At 67.5% G+C, this 20,372-nt stretch carries 19 protein-coding genes, 1 tRNA gene and 1 pseudogene; 13 read left to right on the top strand and 8 right to left on the bottom strand.

The window, feature by feature from the left end; translation table 11 throughout:
• Positions 1-6: 6 nt before the first annotated feature.
• Positions 7-447 (top strand): DUF402 domain-containing protein, encoded by a 441-nt coding sequence (locus tag QGN31_RS10940; protein WP_014711906.1) that lies wholly within the window; start codon positions 7-9, stop codon positions 445-447.
• Between the two features lie 11 nt (positions 448-458).
• Here the strand turns inward: QGN31_RS10940 and QGN31_RS10935 are convergent, their stop codons facing one another.
• Complete coding sequence (locus QGN31_RS10935; RefSeq protein ID WP_014385108.1) at positions 459-620, bottom strand: hypothetical protein; 162 nt, start codon at positions 618-620, stop codon at positions 459-461.
• 86 nt (positions 621-706) lie between these two features.
• On the opposite strand from QGN31_RS10935, the gene QGN31_RS10930 reads away from it, so the two are divergent.
• From QGN31_RS10930 to QGN31_RS10910, 5 genes are read left to right on the top strand one after another with little or no spacing between them, the layout of a single operon-like run.
• Positions 707-1,348 carry a chemotaxis protein CheB gene (locus tag QGN31_RS10930; protein WP_008257666.1) on the top strand — a complete coding sequence of 214 codons (642 nt, stop codon included), beginning with the start codon at positions 707-709 and terminating at the stop codon, positions 1,346-1,348.
• Positions 1,349-1,353: 5 nt separating this feature from the next.
• Entirely contained in the window at positions 1,354-2,352 is a 999-nt protein-coding gene (ligD, locus tag QGN31_RS10925; protein ID WP_201358412.1) for a non-homologous end-joining DNA ligase, read from the top strand.
• The gene (gene ligD / locus QGN31_RS10920; RefSeq protein WP_008257668.1) at positions 2,352-3,242 is read left to right on the top strand and encodes a non-homologous end-joining DNA ligase; all 891 of its coding nucleotides are present in this window, start codon (positions 2,352-2,354) and stop codon (positions 3,240-3,242) included. Before ligD (QGN31_RS10925) ends, ligD (QGN31_RS10920) begins: the two co-directional genes overlap by 1 nt.
• Positions 3,235-4,020 (top strand): Fpg/Nei family DNA glycosylase, encoded by a 786-nt coding sequence (locus QGN31_RS10915; protein ID WP_201409271.1) that lies wholly within the window; start codon positions 3,235-3,237, stop codon positions 4,018-4,020. The genes ligD (QGN31_RS10920) and QGN31_RS10915 overlap by 8 nt, the downstream gene beginning before the upstream one ends.
• 47 nt (positions 4,021-4,067) lie before the next feature.
• Positions 4,068-4,481 carry a hypothetical protein gene (locus QGN31_RS10910; RefSeq protein ID WP_008257671.1) on the top strand — a complete coding sequence of 138 codons (414 nt, stop codon included), beginning with the start codon at positions 4,068-4,070 and terminating at the stop codon, positions 4,479-4,481.
• A 12-nt stretch (positions 4,482-4,493) separates the two neighbouring features.
• Here QGN31_RS10910 and coaE read toward each other — a convergent pair whose 3' ends face one another.
• The 5 genes and pseudogenes from coaE to polA form a co-directional block, all read right to left on the bottom strand.
• Positions 4,494-5,708, bottom strand: coding sequence for a dephospho-CoA kinase (gene coaE / locus QGN31_RS10905; protein ID WP_008257672.1), 1,215 nt, complete (start codon positions 5,706-5,708; stop codon positions 4,494-4,496).
• An 18-nt stretch (positions 5,709-5,726) separates the two neighbouring features.
• Entirely contained in the window at positions 5,727-7,169 is a 1,443-nt protein-coding gene (rpsA, locus tag QGN31_RS10900; protein WP_008257673.1) for a 30S ribosomal protein S1, read from the bottom strand.
• A gap of 103 nt (positions 7,170-7,272) precedes the next feature.
• Positions 7,273-8,808 (bottom strand): annotated as a pseudogene (locus QGN31_RS10895) (carotenoid oxygenase family protein).
• Between the two features lie 17 nt (positions 8,809-8,825).
• Positions 8,826-9,455 (bottom strand): TetR family transcriptional regulator, encoded by a 630-nt coding sequence (locus tag QGN31_RS10890; RefSeq protein ID WP_029384787.1) that lies wholly within the window; start codon positions 9,453-9,455, stop codon positions 8,826-8,828.
• Positions 9,456-9,468: 13 nt separating this feature from the next.
• The gene (gene polA, locus QGN31_RS10885) at positions 9,469-12,135 is read right to left on the bottom strand and encodes a DNA polymerase I (RefSeq protein ID WP_201409273.1); all 2,667 of its coding nucleotides are present in this window, start codon (positions 12,133-12,135) and stop codon (positions 9,469-9,471) included.
• A gap of 164 nt (positions 12,136-12,299) precedes the next feature.
• Here polA and QGN31_RS10880 point away from each other — a divergent pair, with 164 nt between their 5' ends.
• Together QGN31_RS10880 and QGN31_RS10875 are read left to right on the top strand one after the other, a co-directional pair.
• Positions 12,300-12,782, top strand: coding sequence for a Zn-ribbon domain-containing OB-fold protein (locus QGN31_RS10880; RefSeq protein WP_009954952.1), 483 nt, complete (start codon positions 12,300-12,302; stop codon positions 12,780-12,782).
• A gap of 5 nt (positions 12,783-12,787) precedes the next feature.
• Positions 12,788-13,990: a lipid-transfer protein gene (locus tag QGN31_RS10875; protein ID WP_008257683.1), complete on the top strand. Its 1,203-nt coding sequence runs from the start codon at positions 12,788-12,790 to the stop codon at positions 13,988-13,990.
• Positions 13,991-14,161: 171 nt separating this feature from the next.
• On the opposite strand, the gene QGN31_RS10870 is transcribed toward QGN31_RS10875, so the two are convergent.
• Entirely contained in the window at positions 14,162-14,776 is a 615-nt protein-coding gene (locus QGN31_RS10870; RefSeq protein WP_008257686.1) for an ANTAR domain-containing response regulator, read from the bottom strand.
• A gap of 113 nt (positions 14,777-14,889) precedes the next feature.
• Here QGN31_RS10870 and QGN31_RS10865 point away from each other — a divergent pair.
• Positions 14,890-14,966 (top strand) — tRNA-Leu (locus tag QGN31_RS10865).
• A 341-nt stretch (positions 14,967-15,307) separates the two neighbouring features.
• On the opposite strand, the gene QGN31_RS10860 is transcribed toward QGN31_RS10865, so the two are convergent.
• Entirely contained in the window at positions 15,308-15,502 is a 195-nt protein-coding gene (locus tag QGN31_RS10860; RefSeq protein ID WP_131810781.1) for a hypothetical protein, read from the bottom strand.
• 197 nt (positions 15,503-15,699) lie between these two features.
• Between QGN31_RS10860 and QGN31_RS10855 the strand changes: the two genes are divergently transcribed.
• The 4 genes from QGN31_RS10855 to cydB all read left to right on the top strand — a co-directional run bounded on the left by QGN31_RS10855 (position 15,700) and on the right by cydB (position 20,317).
• Positions 15,700-17,031: an adenylate/guanylate cyclase domain-containing protein gene (locus QGN31_RS10855; protein ID WP_008257712.1), complete on the top strand. Its 1,332-nt coding sequence runs from the start codon at positions 15,700-15,702 to the stop codon at positions 17,029-17,031.
• A 38-nt stretch (positions 17,032-17,069) separates the two neighbouring features.
• A complete protein-coding gene (locus QGN31_RS10850; RefSeq protein ID WP_373307890.1) occupies positions 17,070-17,675 on the top strand; it encodes an HdeD family acid-resistance protein in 606 nt (201 codons plus the stop codon).
• Positions 17,676-17,761: 86 nt separating this feature from the next.
• Positions 17,762-19,234: a cytochrome ubiquinol oxidase subunit I gene (locus tag QGN31_RS10845; RefSeq protein ID WP_008257715.1), complete on the top strand. Its 1,473-nt coding sequence runs from the start codon at positions 17,762-17,764 to the stop codon at positions 19,232-19,234.
• Positions 19,235-19,312: 78 nt separating this feature from the next.
• A complete protein-coding gene (cydB, locus tag QGN31_RS10840) occupies positions 19,313-20,317 on the top strand; it encodes a cytochrome d ubiquinol oxidase subunit II (protein ID WP_442792212.1) in 1,005 nt (334 codons plus the stop codon).
• Positions 20,318-20,372 lie beyond the last annotated feature (55 nt).

The raw sequence follows: 20,372 nt of genomic DNA, 5'->3' as shown, positions 1-20,372 counted from the left end.
GGAATCGTGCGGGCCGTGGACGAGTATGCGGTGCACCCGTGGGGTCTCTACGTCGCCCGCCCCACCCCCGGCCGCGCCCAGTTTCACTACCTCGAATCGTGGCTGCTGCCGTCGTTGGGCCTGCGCGCCACGGTCTTTCACTTCAACCCCGGCCACGAACGCGACCACGACTACTACCTGGATGTGGGCGAATACACGCCTGGGCCCGAGGTGTGGCGCGCCGAGGATCATTACCTCGACATCGAGGTCCGCAGCGGCGCCCGCGCGGAACTGTGCGATATCGACGAGTTGCTCGATGCGGTCCGCCACGGCCTGCTGACCCCCGAGGTCGCGGAGCTGGCGGTGCGACGCGCCGTGGCCGCCGTGGATGGGTTGGCCCGCAACGGCTATGACCTGTCGCGGTGGCTGGCCGCCGGCGGCATGGAGCTCACCTGGCGCGGCCGCTGAGCGCGACCGCACTACCCTGGCCGGTGGTTGGTGATGCTGTCGAACTCGTCTTTGACGATGCGGTAGCAGCCGCAGGCTAGTCGTTCCAGCCCCTGACGGTCGGTGATGGTCACGATGCCGCGGCTGTAGCGGGTCAGGTGCTGGGCCTGGATGCGTTGTGCCGTCTGGGACACGGTGGCTCGGGATGCGGCACGTTCGACGGCGACCCACGGTTCCAGGAACTATGTCGGCGCCCCGACACAAGGATTACCCTGGCGCTATGTCCGCGACCCAACACAAGCCCGTCCAGGCGGCGTTTGGGCGAGTGGTGCTGGTGGCGTCGCTGGGCGGCATGAAAGCCCTGGGCACCGTGCTCGCGGGTCTGCCGGGTGATTTTGCGGTACCCGTCGTCGTCGCCCAGCATCGCCGCCCCACGCTCAGCGGCGACGATCCGCTGGCCCAGATTTTGTCCCGCGCGAGCTCTCTGCCGATTCGAGTCGCCGAGCCGGGGGCGCCGGCGGACAAACCGGGCATCACCATCGTGCCCGCCGGAAAGACGGCAACCATCGATGCGGACGGCGCCTGGATGCTCGCCGAGGAAGCGGCCAAGGCCAGCGTCGGGGACGCCGTCCTGACCAGCTCCGCCGCGCTGGTGCCGACGGTCGCCGTGATCCTGACCGGGCGGCTGGCCGACGGCGCCAACGGATGTCGCGCGGTCAAGCGCAACGGCGGGCGCGTGCTCGTCCAAGACCCGGCGACCGCCGAGGCGTCGAGCATGCCGGCGCACGCGATCGCCACCGGCTGCGTGGATTTCGTGCTGCCGCCCGATCGCCTCGCGGCGGCGGTGCTCGCCCTGACCACCGCACCCGGGGGCGCCGAACTGCTGACGGTTCCCGTGCCGCCGTGGGCATGTCTTAACTAGTCGGCATGACGGACTTCGCGAGCCTGCCCGGTGCGGTGCGCGAAGCGCTGTACGACGAACCCGTGCCCGACTGGCGCTCGCCCACCCTGGCAACCCTCACCGACGACCGGTTCTCCGATCCGGGCTGGATCTTCGAGCGCAAGTTCGACGGCATGCGCTGCCTGGCGTTCCGCGACGGCCATCGGGTCCGGCTGTTGTCGCGTAATCGTCAGCCGCTCAATGGAACCTATCCCGAATTGGTGGATGCGCTTGCCGCGCAACCGGTCACGCGGTTCGTCGTGGACGGAGAGGTGGTGGCCTTCGACGGCCGGCGGACCAGCTTCGCCCGGCTGCAGGGTCGGCTGGGCCTCACCGACCCCGACGTGGCCCGGGCGTCGCCGGTGCGTGTCTTCTACTACGTATTCGATCTGCTGCATCTCGACGGCATGTCCACCGTCGAGGTGCCGCTCCTCTGGCGAAAGAGGTTGCTGCGCAAAGCGATCGACTTTGCCGACCCGCTGCGCTGTGCACCGCACCGCGTCGGGGACGGGATCGCCGCCTACCGGCGCGCATGTGAGCGCGGGGACGAGGGAGTGATCGCCAAGCGGGCCGACTCCACCTACCAGGGCGGTCGCTCGAAAAACTGGCTGAAGTTCAAATGCGTGCGCGATCAGGAGTTCGTGGTGGGGGGCTACACCAGTCCCAAGGGCAGTCGAGTCGAGTTGGGCGCCCTGATGCTCGGCTACTACGACGGCGGGGACCTGGTCTACGCGGGCAAGGTCGGCACCGGTTTCGACGACGCCACGCTGCGCCGGCTGCACGCGCGCCTGTCGCCGATCACCCGGGACAGGCCGCCGTTCGCCCGCGGTTTGGTGCGCGAGGCCGGCGCGAACTGGGTATCCCCCGAGATGGTGGTTCAGATCGGATTCAGCGAGTGGACGCGTGATGGCAAGTTGCGCCATCCGCGCTACCTCGGCATGCGCACCGACAAGGAGCCCGGCGAAGTGGTGCGGGAGACGCACTGATGGCCCGCGTCGACGTCGAGATCACCCACCCGGACCGCGTCCTGTTTCCGGCCGACGGGATCACGAAACGCGATCTCGCCGCCTATTACGACCAGGTGGCCGACACCATGTTGACGCACCTGCGGGGCCGGGCCCTCAACGTGCAGCGCTATCCCCGCGGCATCGCCGAAACAGGGTTCATCCAGCAGGATTTCGCCGATTCGCTACCAGACTGGATGAGCAGTGTCCGGGTGGCCAAGGAGGGCGGCACCGTAGAGCATCCGGTCGTCGAACGGCCGGAGGCGCTGCGCTGGCTGGCCAATCAAAGCTGCATCACCCTGCACATGTGGCAGTCGCGCCGGGCCCGGCTGGACCACCCGGACCGACTCGTCTTCGATCTCGACCCGTCCGACGGCGACTTCGCCGTGGTGCGAGCGACCGCACGCGCCACCGCCGGGGTGCTCGGGGACCTGGGCCTGGCGTGCTACGTCCAGACCACCGGCTCGCGGGGGCTGCACGTGGTCGCCCCCTTGCGCGCCGACACCGATTTCGACACCGCCCGGCAGTTCGCCCGTGACGTCAGCGAAGTGGTCGCCGCGGACGATCCCGCGCATCGCACCGTCGAGGCTCGCAAGGACAAGCGCGACGGGCGGGTATACCTCGACATCATGCGAAACGCCTACGCGCAGACGGCGGTTGCGCCGTATTCGGTTCGGGCCCGCAACGGCGCACCGGTAGCCACACCGCTGGAATGGGACGAGCTGGACGCCGGGCGGTTGCGGGCCGACCGGTTCACCATCCGCGACGTACCCAAACGGCTTGCCGGACAACCGGATCCGTGGGCGCACATGTCGCGGCACGCCCGCTCACTGGCCGGCCCGCTGCGCCGATTGGCGAGGCTACGTGCCTGAGCTGCCCGACGTGGAAGGGTTTCGGCGGCAACTGGCCGCGTCCCTGCCGCGGCGGCGAATCCGGCACGTGCAGGTGCACGATCCCGGGATCCTGCGCAACACCACCGGACAAGCGCTGGCGCGCCGGTTGACCGGTCACCGCTTCGCGGACCCACGCCGGCACGGCAAGTGGTTGGTGCTCCCCACCGACGGCCCGGCGCTGCTGATCCACAGCGGCATGACCGGCCGGCCCTACTATGCCCCCGACGGGGCCGCCCACGACCCCTACGAGCGGCTGGTGGTGTCGCTGGACGGGGGCGAGCTGCGCTACGCCGACCTCCGCAAATTGCGCGGGGTGTGGCTGGCCGACGATGCCGACGACATCGGGCACATCACCGGCCCGCAGGGACCCGACGCGTTGGGTCTCGGCCTGCGCGAGTTCCGCGCGGTGCTGGCCTCGCGGTCGGCCCGCTCGCGGCAGCTCAAACCCACGCTGATGGACCAGTCGGTGCTCGCCGGCCTCGGCAACCTGCTGGTCGACGAGATCTGTTGGCGGGCCAAAACCCGACCGACCGTGGCGGTCGCGGACTTGGGCGACGACGACGTAAAGGCCTTGCACGCCGCGATGACCCGGGTGCTGCGCACCGCGGTGCGCCACGGCCGGATGCCCGGCCTGCCGCGCTGGCTCACCAGGGTGCGTGACGAGCCCGACCCGCGCTGCCCCCGCTGTGGGACGCGGCTCGAGCGCGCCCGGGTGGGCGGACGGGCGACGCTGTGGTGTCCGCGCTGCCAGCCGTAGCCAAACGATCTGGCTCGGAAATCACGCGGGTTGTAATGTCACCGGCTATGAGCTGCAAAGGCCACAGGTTCCTGCCGGTCGCCGCGGTGACGGTGATCGCCGCCGGGGCCCAGTTGTATCCGGCGACGGCGAGCGCGGACCTGCACAACATCACCTATCGGGCCAGGATCGACGGCGTCACGACCGGCAGTCAGGCCACGTTCGTCATCAACGGCGGCCAGACGAACACGGCCGGGCTGAGCTCGATGCCCGGCAACGCATTCGAGGCCGACACCGTATTGTCCGATCCGCAGCAGGCCGGCATGCGCATCGTGCTGCACTTCCCGTACTCGGCGAACGTGCACTGCGAGATCGACGTGGACGACAACGTTTTCGTCCAGGCCGACCAAATGGTCCGGCCGGTGGCGGGGAACGCCGATCCCAACAACGGCGCGCTGCAGTGCGGGGCGCCCCTGCCGTGAGTGGCGTAGTGGCTAGGGACGCCAGCCCGTCGCGTCGGCCCACTCCCAGGCCCGCCGGTAGGCGTCGAGAAACCACGGCTCCTTGACGGCAACATAGGCCGCAATGTCTCCCCCGCCGTCGGTTTCGGCGGTGCGCTTGACGCTCAGGTACTCCGCCCGCGCATCGGGATCGGCGGTCAGCCAGTCGGGGAACAGCAGGGCGAACTGCTGATTGGGCCACCCCTCCACCCGGATGTGCACATTGGTGGGCCGGCCGGGATCCGCCGAGGCGTGAATCCGCTTGGACCACAACGCCGGATCGTCATCGCGGTCGTAGCGGCCGACGGTGCTGCGCGCGTCGCTCTTGGCGACATCGCCGACGATGCGCTCGATGCGCGGGTACCCGGCGGACAACAAGGGTTCGGCGAGTTCGTCGGCGACGGCCAGGGATTCGACGGTGATCTGGATGTCGATGAGGTCCTTGGCGGGGAAATCCGGCACGGCCGTCGACCCGATGTGGTCGACGCGCAACGCCCGCTGCCCGCAGGTCGTCCTCAGGCGGTTGAGGATTCGCTGCGCCTGGTCCGGCCAGGTCGGGTCGGGCGGCGCCAATTGGACCGGCGCCGGGGCGATCTGACGCGTGCTCAGGTTGTGAGCAAACGGCACGATGCGGTTGTCCCACACCTGTTGGGCGCGTTGCACCAGGTCTTCCGGGCTGCCCGAGTTGTCCACCCAGATGTCGGCGACCGCGCGGCGCTGCTCGTCGCTGGCCTGCGCGGCGATCCTGGCGCGGGCGTCGTCTTCGGCCATGCCGCGCTGGTCGACCAGTCGCCGCAGCCGCACCTCGACGTCGGCGTACACGATGACCACGAGCGGGAACAGCGGCGCCATCCCGGACTCCACCAGCAGCGGAATGTCCTCGACCACAACCGAATCCTCGGGCACCGAGGCGATGATCTCCGCGCGGCGCCGGCCCACCAGCGGGTGGACGATTCCGTTCAGCGTCTGGCGGGCCTGGTCGTCGCGAAAGGCCTTGGCGGCCAACGCCGGTCGATCCAGCGATCCATCCGGCAGCAGGATGTCGGCACCGAACGCCTCGACCAGCGCCGCCAGCCCTTCGGTGCCCGGCTGGACCACCTCACGCGCGATGACGTCCCCGTCGACGATGACGGCGCCGCATCGCTCGAACGTGGACGACAGCGCCGACTTGCCGGCGCCGATGCCACCGGTCAACCCGATACGCAGCATGGCGTCCTCAGGTCAGGATCACGCGTTGCCGGCGAGTTTCTCCCGCAGCGCGGCCAATTGGGCATCGCTGGCCAGCGATCCGCCCGCCTTCTCGGCGGGCGCACCGTTGCCCGGCGACTGCTCGCCGGCCGTGTGGCCGGCCGCCTCGGCCGCCGCGAACTTCTCCATCTGCGCGGTGTGCATCTTGTGCCGGCGCTCGGCCTCGGCGTAGCGGGCCTCCCACTCGGTGCGCTGCTTGTCGAATCCCTCGAGCCATTCGTTGGTCTCGGAGTCGAAGCCCTCGGGGAAGATGTAGTTGCCCTGCTCGTCGTAGCTGTCAGCCATGCCGTACTTCGCCGGGTCGAACTCGTCGGTGTAGTCCTCGTTGGCCTGCTTGAGCGACAACGAGATCCGGCGGCGCTCCAGGTCGATGTCGATGACCTTGACCATCGCGTCGTCGCCGACGGCAACCACCTGGTCGGGGACCTCGACGTGGCGCTCGGCCAGCTCCGAAATGTGCACCAGGCCCTCGATGCCCTCCTCGACGCGGACGAACGCGCCGAACGGAACCAGCTTGGTGACCTTGCCGGGCACGATCTGGCCGATGGCGTGGGTGCGGGCGAAGTGGCGCCACGGGTCTTCCTGAGTCGCCTTGAGCGACAACGAAACCCGCTCGCGGTCCATGTCGACATCGAGCACCTCGACGGTGACCTCGTCGCCGACCTGGACCACCTCGGACGGGTGGTCGATGTGCTTCCAGCTCAGCTCGGAGACGTGCACCAGACCGTCGACGCCGCCGAGGTCGACGAACGCACCGAAGTTGACGATGGAGGAGACGACACCCTTGCGGATGGCGCCCTTCTGCAGCTGGTTGAGGAACTCGCTGCGCACCTCGGACTGCGTCTGCTCCAGCCACGCCCGGCGCGACAGCACCACGTTGTTGCGGTTCTTGTCCAGCTCGATGATCTTGGCCTCGATCTCCTTGCCGATGTACGGCTGCAGATCGCGCACCCGGCGCATCTCGACCAGCGAGGCGGGCAGGAAGCCGCGCAACCCGATGTCGAGGATCAGGCCACCCTTGACCACCTCGATGACGGTGCCCTTGACGGCCTCGTCCTTCTCCTTGAGCGCCTCGATGGTGCCCCAGGCGCGCTCGTACTGCGCGCGCTTCTTGGACAGGATCAGGCGGCCCTCTTTGTCCTCCTTGGTGAGAACCAGGGCCTCGACCTCGTCGCCCACGGAAACGACCTCGTTGGGGTCGACGTCGTGCTTGATCGAGAGCTCGCGGGCGGGGATGACCCCCTCGGTCTTGTAGCCGATGTCGAGGAGCACCTCGTCCCGGTCCACTTTGACGATCGTGCCCTCGACGATGTCGCCATCGTTGAAGTACTTGATCGTTTTGTCTATTGCGGCGAGAAAGTCCTCGCTGGAGCCAATGTCGTTGACGGCTACTTGGGGCGAGGTGACGGCGGGACTCGGCATATTGTTGGGGTGCTCCGGACAGGTTTGGTCGTAGGGACAATTGGGATTTACCCATCGAGGCTACTCGACTGTGCACACGCTGGCCAAACCCAGTCCCGGCGGCTCACCCGGTTCGATGGGCCACCCGGTTGGTGAAGGCGCCGTGGTAGCTCATCGGCACGTGGAACGGCAGCCACGCCTCGGCGATCGGGCCGTCGGCCACGTGGGCCGCGTCGACCACCATTAACCTGCTGCGATGCTGCGATTCGTGGTATCCGACGGTGAGTAGCCAGCCGTCGTCCTCGGCCGTTCCGCCGGGTCGCGGCACAAACGTCGGCTCCACCAGCACGTCCCCGGGCGGACAATAGGTCTGGACCGCGCCGGTGCTGTGATCGATGCGGGCGATTCCCTGGCCTGCAAACCTGGCCGGGTCCTGGACGGTCACGTAGGAGACGTCGTGCCGGGTCGCGGAACGCCGCTGGTCGATCTGGGGGAACTCGCACCCGAAATCGGCCAACGGCTCGCGGGACACGCGCCCCGACGGGGCGATCCGGAACCGCGTCAGCACCACGGCGTCGTCGATGGCCCCGTAGTCGTCGAGCTGGGCGATGTCGGAGCGGATGTGGGCGGTGTATTTCTTCATGCCCGCGTAGGTCTGCGGCACGAACCGTGGCAGCTCGACGACGACATCGTCGCCGTCGTCATATGCGTTGGTGAAATGCCAGTGATAGAACGGATCGGTCTCGGCCACCCGCACCCGGCCCCCGTCGCGCGGCGCGAGAACGAAGTACGACGGCGCATCCCGCTTGAAAAATATGGAGTCTCAATAGGATTGGTGGCCGACGAGCGCCCACGGGTTGATCCGCAGCGGCGACACCACGAAGATCGCGTAGCGCCGGGTCAACGCCATGTCGTGCACCACGCCCATCCCCGGCAGCGGCACCGCCCGCAGGTAGCGGGTCACACCGTTGGCGCCGGTCTCGTAGAGCCGCAGGCGCATCCGCGGCACCGCCTCGCCCGCCAGCTCCCGCAGCCGGCGCCACCGCTCGCGACCGCGGGCCCCGCGCAGCGCGTGGCGCAGGTCGATCCGCGGGAAGTACGGGTCGAACCCGAAGTTGATTTTGGTGTTGGTGGCCGGGTCGTAGGTGTAGTGCGCCGAATAGGCCCGGACCGCACCCTTGAGCGCCCCGCCGAGGTTTGACGGCCCGATGGTGTCCAGGGTGTCGAGATCGAGTTCGTGCGGCGGTCCGCCCTCCCAGAGCGCCAGCAGCTGGTTGCGGTTGACCATGACGCTGGTGTTGGCGGTGTTGGCCGGAAGCCGCAGCGCGTTCGCCAACGTGCCGCCGTCGCGCTGGTAGGCGAAGCCGCGGTCCACCAGCTGTCCGGCCGCCGTCGACTTCAGGTAGTGCTTGGTGCGGACGAAGCGGTTGCGGAAACGCACCCCCGACCCGTCGAGCACGAACGCGCTGACCATCCCGTCGGCATCAAAAATGCTCTCGACCTGCGTCGATCCGAGCGTCCAGCGGCCCGACCCGTTCCGGTACAGGGTGCCGAGGAGCCCGTCGGGGATCGTTCCGGTGATTTCGGTGACGTCGACGTCGGTTTCGCCGACGATGTTTTCCCAGTAGCGCGACGGAGCTTGAACGTCTGCCAGAACCATAAAAGACAGTGTGTCTATTATCGCTGGGCGTTGTCAATGGTCTTGATGTCGTCGGCGTTGAACGGCAGGGCCGCCCCGCCGTCCCAGCACAGCGCGGTGAGGTGTTCGACGAGCGCCTCCCGCGGCATGGTTCCCGTCCGGCACCACCACTCCGCGGCCGCCACCGCCGACCCGACGATGGCCCGCGACCAGGGCGCCGCCGCCATGCGCGCGGCCTCGGAGCCCGACGACGACGCCAGCATCCATTCGACCGCGCCGGCCAGCTGCTCGAAGACACTGGTCGACGGGTCACCGGTGAGGGCCCGGTAGAGATTCGGCTCGGCTTCCATCCACGCGCTGATCACGTCGAAGAACAACGCCATCCGCTCCCTGAGGTCGGTGGAACCGGCTGCCCGAGTGGTGATTTCGGCGAGCAGCCGCTGCGAGGTGCGTTTGCTCAGCTCGGCCAGCAGCGCGTCACGGCCGGGGTACATGGCATAGACCGCCGAGCGGACGAAGCCGGCCTCGCCCGCGATGTCGACCAGTCCGGCGGACGGCCCCTTGGCGCGGATCACCCGCTCGGCGGCGTCGAGAAGCTCCGAGCGCCGCGCGCCGGGATCCACCCGCGAGCCCGCCGGGCGACCACGACTGCGCTTTGCCGGGGGCATCGACGGTGGCCTGTCAGTGCGCCGCAGCGTCCCAGCTGCGGCCGTAGCCCACCGAAACCTCGAGCGGGACGTCCAACGCCAACGGGTAGGCGCCGCCCATCTTGTCGCGGGCCAACGCTTCGAGCTGCTCGCGCTCCCCCGCCGCGACCTCGAACAGCAGCTCGTCGTGCACCTGCAGCAGGATCCGGGAGGACAGCCCGGCGTCCTTGATCGCCTTGTCGGTTTCGATCATCGCCACCTTGATGATGTCGGCGGCGCTGCCCTGAATGGGCGCGTTGAGCGCCGCCCGCTCGGCGGCCTCGCGCACCTGGCGGTTACTGCTGTCGAGTTCGGGCAGATAGCGGCGGCGGCCGAACACCGTCGACGTGTAGCCGTCCTTGCGGGCCTGTTCCACCACGGCCATCAGGTAGTCGCGGACTCCGCCGAACCGGGCGAAGTACTGCTCCATCTGGTCTTTGGCCTCTTCGGTGGAGATCTTGAGCTGGGCGGACAGCCCGTAGGCGCTCAATCCATAGGCCAGCCCGTAGGACATGGCCTTGACCCGGCGGCGCAGTTCGGCGGTGACCTCCTCGATCGGCACGCCGAAGGCGCGGGAGGCGACGAACGAGTGCAGGTCCTCCCCGGTGTTGAACGCCTCGATGAGTCCCTCGTCCTTGGACAGGTGGGCCATGATCCGCATCTCGATCTGGCTGTAGTCGGCGGTCATCAGCTCGCTGTAGCCGTCGCCGACCACGAACGCGTCGCGGATCCGCCGGCCGGCCTCGGTGCGGATCGGAATGTTCTGCAGGTTCGGCTCGGTCGAGGACAACCTGCCGGTGGCCGCGATGGTCTGGTTGAACGTGGTGTGGATGCGCCCGTCGGAGGCCACCGAATTCAGCAGCCCGTCGACGGTGACCTTGAGCCTGGTGGCGTCGCGGTGGGCCAGCAGATGTTGCAGGAACGGGTGACCGGTCTTGTCGAACAGCGACTGCAGCGCGTCCGCGTCGGTGGTGTATCCGGTCTTGGTGCGCTTGGTCTTCGGCATCTCCAGCTCGTCGAAGAGCACCGCCTGCAACTGTTTCGGCGAGCCCAGGTTGATCTGCTTGCCGATCACCGCGTACGCCGCTTCGGCCGCGTCGCGGATCAGGTGGGCGAAGTCGCTCTGCAGTTCGGTCAGCAACTCCAAATCGACGGCGATGCCGGCGTTTTCCATCCCCGCCAGCACCCGCTGCACCGGCAGCTCCATGCCGCTGAGCAACGAGGTGGAGTTGATGCGGGCCAGCTCCTCGTCGAGCGCGTCGGCCAGATCCAGCACCGCCACGGCACGCAAAAGCAGCGTCTGCACCGCCTGGTCGTCGGTGCCGTCGGTGTCGTCGAGCAGCGAAAGCTGTTGCTGCTCAGGGTTTTCGGCCCGCAACTCGCGACGCAGGTAGCGCAGCGACAGGTCGTCGAGGGAGAAGCTGCGCTGCCCGGGGCGCACCAGGTAGGCCGCCAGCGCGGTGTCGGAGGTGACGCCGGCCAGCGTCCAGCCCCGCCCGGCCAGGTCGTGCATGGCCAGCTTGGCTTCGTGCAGCGCCTTGGGCGGCCCGGGGTCGGCCAGCCAGGACGCCAGCGCCGCCTCGTCTTCGGGATCCAGCGTCGCGGTGTCGATGTAGCGGCCCTCGCCGTCGGCGGAGACGATGGCCAGCGCGGTGGCGTCGGCGTCGTAGGCCAGGTGGGTGCCGACGACGGCCAGCCCGAAGCGCTTCCCCGAGCTGTGCTCGGCCAGCCACACCGCCAGCTCGCCGGCTTCCAGCGCGCCGCCGCGCACGTCGAAGCCCTCGTCGACCTCGGGCTCCACCGCGGCCAGGGTTTCGAACAGCCGGTCGCGCAGCACCCGGAACTCCAGGTCGTCGAAGAGCCGGTGGATCTGGTCGCGGTCCCACGGTTGCAGCCGCAGCGTGTCGGGAGTCTGGGCCAGCGGCACGTCTTTGACCAGATCGGTGAGCTCGCGGTTGCGGATCACGCTGGCCAGATGTTCGCGCAGCGCGTCGCCCACCTTGCCGCGCACCGAATCGACGTTGTCGACCAGCGCCTGCAGCGACCCGTACTCGCCGATCCACTTGGAGGCGGTCTTCTCCCCCACACCGGGGATGCCGGGCAGGTTGTCGCTGGGGTCGCCGCGCAGCGCGGCGAAGTCGGGGTACTGCGTGGGCGTCAGTCCGTACTTCTCGACGACCGCGTCCGGGGTGAAGCGGGTCAATTCGCTCACCCCCTTGCGGGGGTAGAGGACCGTCACGTTCTCGCTGACCAACTGCAACGAATCGCGGTCGCCGGTGACCACCAGCACGCGGTAGCCCTCGTTTTCGGCCTGGGTGGCCAGGGTGGCGATCAGGTCGTCGGCCTCGAAGCCCGGCTCGGCGAGCACCGTGATGCCCAGGGCGGCCAGGACCTCCTTGGTGATGTCGATCTGGCCGTGGAACTCGTCGGGCGTCGCCGACCGATTGGCCTTGTACTCCGGATAGCGCTCGGAGCGGAAGGTCTGCCGCGACACGTCGAAGGCCGCGGCGATGTGGGTGGGGGCTTCGTCGCGCAGGAGGTTGATCAGCATGGCGGTGAAGCCGTAGACCGCGTTGGTGGTCAGCCCCCCGCGGGTCTTGAAGTTCTCGGCGGGCAGCGCATAGAACGCCCGGAACGCCAGGGAGTTGCCGTCCAGCAGCATGAGCGTCGGCCTGGTCTGTTCCTCGCTGGCCTTCGTAGCGGTTTTCGTGGCGGGCACGGCTTTCACTTTAGGCACCCGGTGTGACGAGTTGCGCGCCCCGACCGCGCCGTCCGCAGAACTGCAACACGTTTCAGTTTTGTGCGCGGGCTGGGTACGCTGGCCCGGTGCCAGAAGTCATCCGACAAGAACCGGCGGTCGATGGATGGTTCGCCACCGACGACGCCGGTGTCCCGCATCTGATCGGCAGCAAGTGCCCCGAGTGCGGCACCTACGTCTTCCCGCCGCGGGCGAACAACTGCCCCAATCCGGGTTGCGCCAGCGACACGCTGGAATCGGTCGCGCTGTCGACGCGGGGAAAGTTGTGGAGCTACACCGAGAACCGGTACGCGCCACCGCCGCCCTACCCGTCGCCGGACCCCTTTGAGCCGTTCGCCGTCGCCGCCGTGGAGCTGGCCGAGGAGGGCCTGATCGTGCTGGGCAAGGTGGTCGAGGGCACGCTGGCCGCCGACCTGAAGGTCGGCATGGAGATGGAACTGACCACCATGCCGCTCTACACCGACGACGACGGCGTGCAGCGCATCGTGCACGCGTGGAAGCGCGCCGGCGACGATGCAGAGCGAAGCGATGAGAAGGAGCGGCGCAAATGACGACCATGAGCGCTCCCGAACCGCTGTACATCCTGGGCGCCGGGATGCACCCCTGGGGCAAGTGGGGCAACGACTTCACCGAATACGGGGTGGCCGCGGCCCGGGCCGCGCTGAACGAAGCGGGCCTGGACTGGCGACAGATCCAGTTGGTGGCCGGCGCGGACACCATCCGCAACGGCTACCCCGGGTTCGTCGCGGGCGCGACGTTCGCCCAGAAGCTCGGGTGGAACGGCGTGCCGGTCAGCTCGAGCTACGCCGCGTGCGCCAGCGGTTCGCAGGCGCTGCAGAGCGCCCGCGCCCAGATCCTGGCCGGCTTTTGCGACGTCGCCCTCGTCATCGGCGCCGACACCACGCCGAAGGGCTTTTTCGCCCCGGTCGGCGGTGAGCGCAAGAACGATCCCGACTGGCAGCGGTTCCACCTGATCGGCGCCACCAACCCGGTGTACTTCGCGCTGTTGGCGCGGCGGCGGATGGACCTCTACGGCGCCACGCTCGAGGATTTCGCCCAGGTCAAGGTCAAGAACTCGCGGCATGGCCTGCAGAACCCGAACGCCCGGTACCGCAAGGAGGTGTCGGTCGAGGACGTGCTGGCCAGCGCGGTGGTGGCCGACCCGTTGCGGCTGCTGGACATCTGCGCCACCTCCGACGGCGCGGCCGCGCTGATCGTGGCCAGCGCGAAGTTCGCCCGCGAACACCTCGGCTCGCTGGCCGGTGTGCCGTCGGTGCGGGCGGTCAGCACGGTCACCCCGAACTATCCGCAGCATCTGCCCGAATTGCCGGACATCGCAACGGATTCCACCGCCGCGGTGCCCGCACCCGATCGGGCGTTCAAGGACCATATCCTCGACGCGGCCTATGCCGAGGCGGGCATCGGGCCCGAGGACGTGAGCCTGGCCGAGGTCTACGACCTGTCCACCGCGCTCGAGCTCGACTGGTACGAACACCTGGGCCTGTGCCCCAAGGGCGAGGCCGAGGCGCTGCTGCGCAGCGGCGCCACCACGATCGGCGGCCGGGTGCCCGTCAACGCGTCCGGCGGGCTGGCCTGCTTCGGCGAGGCCATCCCCGCGCAGGCGATCGCTCAGGTCTGCGAGCTGACGTGGCAGCTGCGCGGTCGGGCCACGGGCCGGCAGGTGGAAAACGCCACGGTCGGCATCACCGCCAACCAGGGGCTGTTCGGGCACGGTTCGTCGGTGATCGTCGCCCGCTAGGGATTGCCGCCGCGTTGGCTTGCGTTGTGCGGCCACGGTTTTGAGTGTGAAGCCACGGCTTTCAGTGTGAAGCGTGGGCGCGGATTGTCGGCGTGTCGCCGCCGGGGGTTCACATCCAAAGCCAACGATTCACACTCGACGGATCGGGTGCTCCTCGGGGTACTCCGAGAGCTATTCCTTGGGCGGGTCCAGGGTCTCCAAGACGACCTCGGCCACCCTCTTCATCGTGGTTCGCCGGTCCATGGCTGCCCGCTGAATCCACTTGAACGCCTCGGGCTCGGTCATCCCCTGTTCGGTCTGCAGCAGCCCCTTGGCGCGCTCCACGAGCTTGCGGGTCTCCAGCCGATCGGACAGTGACGCCACCTCGCGTTCCAGCTCGGCGATCTCACCGAATCGGCTGACGGCCAATTCGATGGCCGGGATCAGGTCGCTGATGGTGAACGGCTTCACCAGGTAGGCCATCGCCCCCGCATCCCGGGCCCGCTCGACCAGGTCGCGCTGACTGAACGCGGTCAACACGACGATCGGTGCGATGCGCTTGCTGGCGATCTCCGAGGCCGCGTCGATGCCATCACGGCGCGGCATCTTCACATCCATGATCACCAGGTCCGGCCGATGGCGCTCGGCCAGCTCGACGGCTTCCTGCCCGTCGCCGGCCTCGCCGACGATCTCGTAACCCTCCTCTCGGAGCATCTCGGCGAGATCCAGTCGGATGAGCGCTTCGTCTTCAGCGATCAGGACCCGGCGCGGCACAGCGGCGTCGGTGTCGGTCGTGGGGCCTGTCATGACGAATATTGTGTCGCGAACGCCTCAGACCAGCGTGCGCGGGGGCGGTGTGGCAGGTGAGGACACCAAATCCTCTATGGTGGGAGGCTGCCTCTAAGGTAAGAGGCCGGCACGCCCTCGTATCCCAACTGGCAGAGGAAACGGATTCAAAACCCGTCCAGTGTGAGTTCGAATCTCACCGAGGGCACCAGCGACCGCGGTCGGTGGCGCCATCGGCTCGGCCGGCTTTCTTCGGTACCGAAGTAGCGGTTCCGGCCGACGCAACCGGTTCACAAGTTTCCATATCGAGTCCAATACCTTCCAATGGTATGAATTCGGCCGCATTTATAAACTCTGCGCATTTATAGCTCTTCGTATTGCAGGCAAGAATATGGCGCGCAAAAGATCACTTGAATTCATAATTCGGCGCGGGCAGGACGCGGCCGATCGCGATTTCGGTGGCGACGATCCCGAATCGAATCGGTGACGTCCACCGTCGGCCCCGCTAGCGGTCCCGGCGATCCGCGGGAACCCCGGGCGGGTTCGGAACCGTCAGTCGCCGAATGATCGCGTGACACACACCTGGCCGGATGCCGAAACCTCCGGCCCCGCGGTGTAATTGCCGATGGAATCGCCGGCCACCCGTAGCAGCCAACTCGGATCACTACAGGCGACGCTGCAGCCGTCCATCAGCATGGCGGTAAGGGCAATGAGCGACGCAAGAACGATTCTTCTGAGAACCGCCATCAGGCACCCCTTAGTCGAGGCGAACACGCGTCACGCAGAGCGTCCAACACGTGTTGAATAACCGAACCAAATGACTCGTAAACCCGACAAAAACCCGATAACTAGATGGTTATCAGATCCGGAAACTTACGGGGGCGAAAACGGTGATATTCATTAGACAGCCGACAAATACCCTGCTCAGCGGTTAGGCTTGCTGCGTGGCGGCCAAGGATTGTGGTGGCCCACCGCGATGGCCAGACGGCTCGTCGAAGCGCCCGGACTGTGTAGCCGCGGCGCGGGCCCAGTCGCGCGCACGCAACCAGCACTACGCCGACAGCGCCGCGCGCCAATACCGGGTGCTCGCGATCGCCGCGTGGCTGGCCGTGCTGGTCTGCGTCGACTTCGTCGCTTTGCAGTTGATCACCGGAGTCTGGACGTGGCAGATCATCTCGCTCAACGCCCTCGCCGCGATGATCTTCGCCGCGGTGCCGTGGCTGCACCGTTTCGGTGACCTCATCGCGCCGCTCACCTTCATCGGCGCCGCCTACGTCACGGTCTTCGTCAGCACCTGGGACGCCGGCACGGGTACGGGCGCGCAGTTCTTCTTTTTGGTCGGGGCGTGCCTGGTGGTGCTGTTGCTGGGCATCGAACACACCGTGCTGGCGGCCGGCCTGACGGCGGTCGGGGCCGGGCTGGTGATCGCCCTGGAGTTCCTGGTCCCCCGCGATACCGGATTACAGCCGGCGTGGGCGCAATCCATGACCTTCGTGGTCACCATCGTCTCGGCCTGCGTGATGGTGTTCGTGGCGGTGTGGTTCGCGCTGCGCGACACGCAGCGCGCCGAGGCGGTGATGGAGGCCGAGTACGAGCGCTCGGAAGCGCTGCTGGCCAACATGTTGCCGGGCAGCATCGCCGAGCGTCTCAAGAGCTCGTCGCGCAGCGTCATCGCCGACAAGTACGACGAGGTCTCCGTCCTGTTCGCCGACATCGTCGGGTTCACCGAACGCGCCAGCACCACCACCCCGGCCGACCTGGTGCGGTTCTTGAACCGGCTGTACGGCGCCTTCGACGAACTGGTCGACAAACACGGCCTCGAGAAGATCAAGGTCAGCGGCGACTCCTACATGGTGGTCAGCGGGGTCCCGCGGGCTCGGCCGGATCACGCCTTCGCTCTTGCCGATTTCGCGCTCGACATGGCCAATGTCGCTGCCGCACTGAAGGATCCGCACGGCGATCCGGTCGCGCTGCGGATGGGCATGGCCTGCGGGCCCGTGGTCGCGGGCGTCGTTGGCTCGCGCCGCTTCTTCTATGACGTCTGGGGCGACGCGGTCAATGTCGCGTCGCGGATGGAATCCACCGATTCGGTGGGCCGAATCCAGGTGCCCGAGGCGATGTACGAGCGACTCAAGAACGAGTTCGTCCTGCAGGAGCGCGGCCGCATCGAAGTCAAGGGCAAGGGCGTTATGCGCACCTGGTACCTCATCGGCCGTAAGGCGGACGAAGAGCCCGCCGACCTGCTCACCGGGCGGCCACACACCGTCCACGTCTGATCAAAGCCCCTGTACGGTCCCTGTACCAGGGCCCGCGTTTGTGTCAGACTGCGGCCATGACTATCTCCCCTGGCTCTCCTGGAACCCACCCCGTTCCAAGCTTGCTGCCGCATCTGTGGAAATCCGCTCTGCTGTCGGGAATTCTGTCGATCGTCCTCGGTGTCCTGGTATTGGCGTGGCCGGGAATTTCCATCCTGGTGGCCGCCGTCGCCTTCGGCGTGTACCTGCTCATCACCGGTATCGCGCAGGTCGTGTTCGCGTTCTCACTGCACGTCTCGGCGGGGAGCCGAGTTCTGTTGTTCGTCAGCGGGGCCGCGTCGCTGATTCTGGCGTTGCTCGCGTTCCGCCACTTCGGTCAGGGCTACGCAATTCTGCTGCTGGCCATCTGGATTGGCATCGGCTTCATCTTCCGTGGTGTCGCCACGACGATTTCGGCCGTCAGCGACCCGCACCTGCCGGGCCGGGGCTGGAACATCTTCCTCGGCGTGCTCAGCCTCCTCGCCGGCATCGTGGTCGTGGCGTCGCCGTTCGAATCGATTGTCACCCTGGCGATCGTGGTCGGCGCGTGGTTCGTGGTCATCGGGATCTTCGAGGTCATTTCGGCCTTCGGCATCCGCAAGGCGTCCAACTCCCTCGGCAGCTGACGCGGGCGCCGGTGGCGCAGGCGCCGACCCATCTACTACACTCTGTCGTAGCCGTTGATCGGGCCTCCGCAGTCGGGAGATGACAGATGAATGTCGTCGATATTTCGCGGTGGCAGTTCGGTATTGTTACCGTCTACCACTTCATCTTTGTGCCGCTCACGATCGGTTTGGCCCCACTGATCGCCATCATGCAGACGGTGTGGGTGGCTACCGGGAACACCGCGTGGTACCGGCTGACCAAGTTCTTCGGCAAGCTGTTTTTGATCAACTTCGCCATCGGTGTGGCGACCGGCATCGTCCAGGAATTTCAGTTCGGGATGAACTGGAGCGAGTACTCGCGGTTCGTCGGCGACATCTTCGGTGCACCGCTGGCGATGGAAGGGCTGTTCGCCTTCTTCTTCGAATCCACGTTCATCGGCTTGTGGATCTTCGGCTGGAGCCGGCTGCCGAAGCTGCTCCACCTGGCCTGCATCTGGATCGTCGCGATCGGTGTCAACGCCTCGGCGTTCTTCATCATCGCGGCGAACTCGTTCATGCAGCACCCGGTCGGCGCGCACTACAACCCGGCGACACGGCGCGCCGAGCTGGACAGCATCTTCGCCCTGCTGTCCAATAACACTGCGCAAGCGGCGTTTTCACACACCGTGGCGGGAGCGCTGCTGACCGCCGGCACCTTCGTCGCCGCCGTCAGCACGTGGTGGATGGTGCGCTCACGCAGGACCGAATCCACCGCCCCCACAGCGGAAACCGAGGCCCGCACCATGTTTCGCCCCGCGGCAATCCTGGGCTGCGGCGTAGTGCTGCTCGCCGCGGTCGGCCTGTTCTTCACCGGCGATCGCCAGGGCAAGCTGATGTTCGTCCAGCAGCCGATGAAGATGGCGTCGGCAGAAGCGCTGTGCCGCACACAAACCGACCCCGACTTCTCGGTGCTGACCATCGGCACCCACAACAACTGCGGCAGCGTCACGGAAGTGATCAAGGTACATTACGTGCTGCCGTTCCTGGCCGAGGGCAAGCTCAGCGGCGTGACGCTGCAGGGAGTGAACGAGCTGCAGCAGCAGTACCAGCACCGCTTCGGACCCGACGACTACCGGCCGAACCTGTTCGTCACCTACTGGTCGTTCCGATTGATGATCGGGTTCCTGGTGTTCCCCGTGGCGTTCGCCCTGGCCGTGCTGTGGCTGACCCGCGCCGGGCGAACCCCCAAGGGCCGCTGGGTTTCCTGGTTCGCGCTGCTCACCATCCCCACGCCGTTTCTGGCCAACATCTCGGGTTGGGTGTTCACCGAGATGGGTCGGCAGCCATGGGTGGTGGCGCCGAACCCGACCGGTGACCCGCTGGTCCGGATGACCGTCCGCGAAGGCGTGTCGAACCACGTGCCGGGCATGGTCATCACGTCGCTGGTGACCTTCACCGTCGTCTACGCGGTGCTGGCGGTCGTGTGGTTCTTTCTGCTCAAGCGCTACACCGTCGAAGGGCCGCTGGAACACGACGCGGAACCCGCTCCCCCGCAGGCGCCCGACGCTGACGAGGTGGCGCCCCTGTCGTTCGCCTACTAAGGGCGTGATGGGGCTTTTCGACGCCGAAAGGAGCTGATCGCAGTGGGACTGCAAGAAGTGTGGTTCGGCATCATCGGGATGCTGTTCCTGGGGTTCTTCATCCTCGAGGGCTTCGACTTCGGCGTGGGCATGTTGATGGAGCCGTTCGCGCGCGTGGGCATCGGTGAAGCCGAACCGTTGCGGCGCACGGCGCTCAACACCATCGGCCCGGTCTGGGATGGCAACGAGGTGTGGCTGATCGTCGGCGGCGCGGCGATGTTCGCCGCCTTTCCCGGGTGGTACGCCACCGTGTTCTCGACGCTGTACCTGCCGTTGCTGGCGATCCTGTTCGGCATGATCGTGCGTGCCGTGGCGATCGAGTGGCGCGGCAAGATCGACGACACAAAGTGGCGCGGCTGGGCGGATTTCGGCATCGCCGCCGGTTCGTGGCTGCCGGCGGTCTTGTGGGGTGTCGCGTTCGCCGTCCTGGTCCGCGGGCTTCCGGTGGACGCCGCGGGCCACATTCACCTGTCGGTCGCCGACGTGCTGAACCCCTATACGGTGTTGGGCGGCTTGGCGACCGCCGGTCTGTTCTTGCTGTACGGAGCGGTGTTCGTCGCGTTGAAGACGTCCGGCGCCATCCGTGAGGACGCCCACCGGTTCGCCGTGTGGCTCTCGCTTCCGGTGACCGGACTGGTTGCGGGCTTTGGACTTTGGACGCAACTGGCGTACGGCAAAGACTGGACCTGGGCGGTGCTGGGCGCCGCGGTGGTCGCACAACTGGCCGCGGTGCTGCTGGTGTGGCGGCGGGCCTCCGACGGCTGGGCGTTCACGTGCGTCGCGCTGGTCGTCGCGGCCGTGGTGATCCTGTTGTTCGGCTCGCTGTATCCGAACCTGGTGCCCTCGACCTTGAACAGGCAGTGGAGTCTCACCATCTACAACGCGTCGTCGACGCACTACACGCTCAAGGTCATGACGTGGGTGACCGCCTTCATGGCGCCGCTGACGGTGGTGTACCAGGCATGGACGTACTGGGTGTTCCGGCAACGGATCTCGGCCGAGCGGATACCCGCACCCATCGGTCTGGCAAGGCGCCCGTCCTGAGCGGTAACGACCGCGCGAGCCGGGCGCCACTGGACCCGAGACTGTGGCGGGCATC

It is taken from the genome of Mycobacterium sp. 2-64, assembly GCF_035918375.1.
GTDB classification, from domain to species: Bacteria; Actinomycetota; Actinomycetes; order Mycobacteriales; family Mycobacteriaceae; genus Mycobacterium; species Mycobacterium intracellulare.
This window is presented reverse-complemented; position numbering and strand designations above follow the sequence as displayed.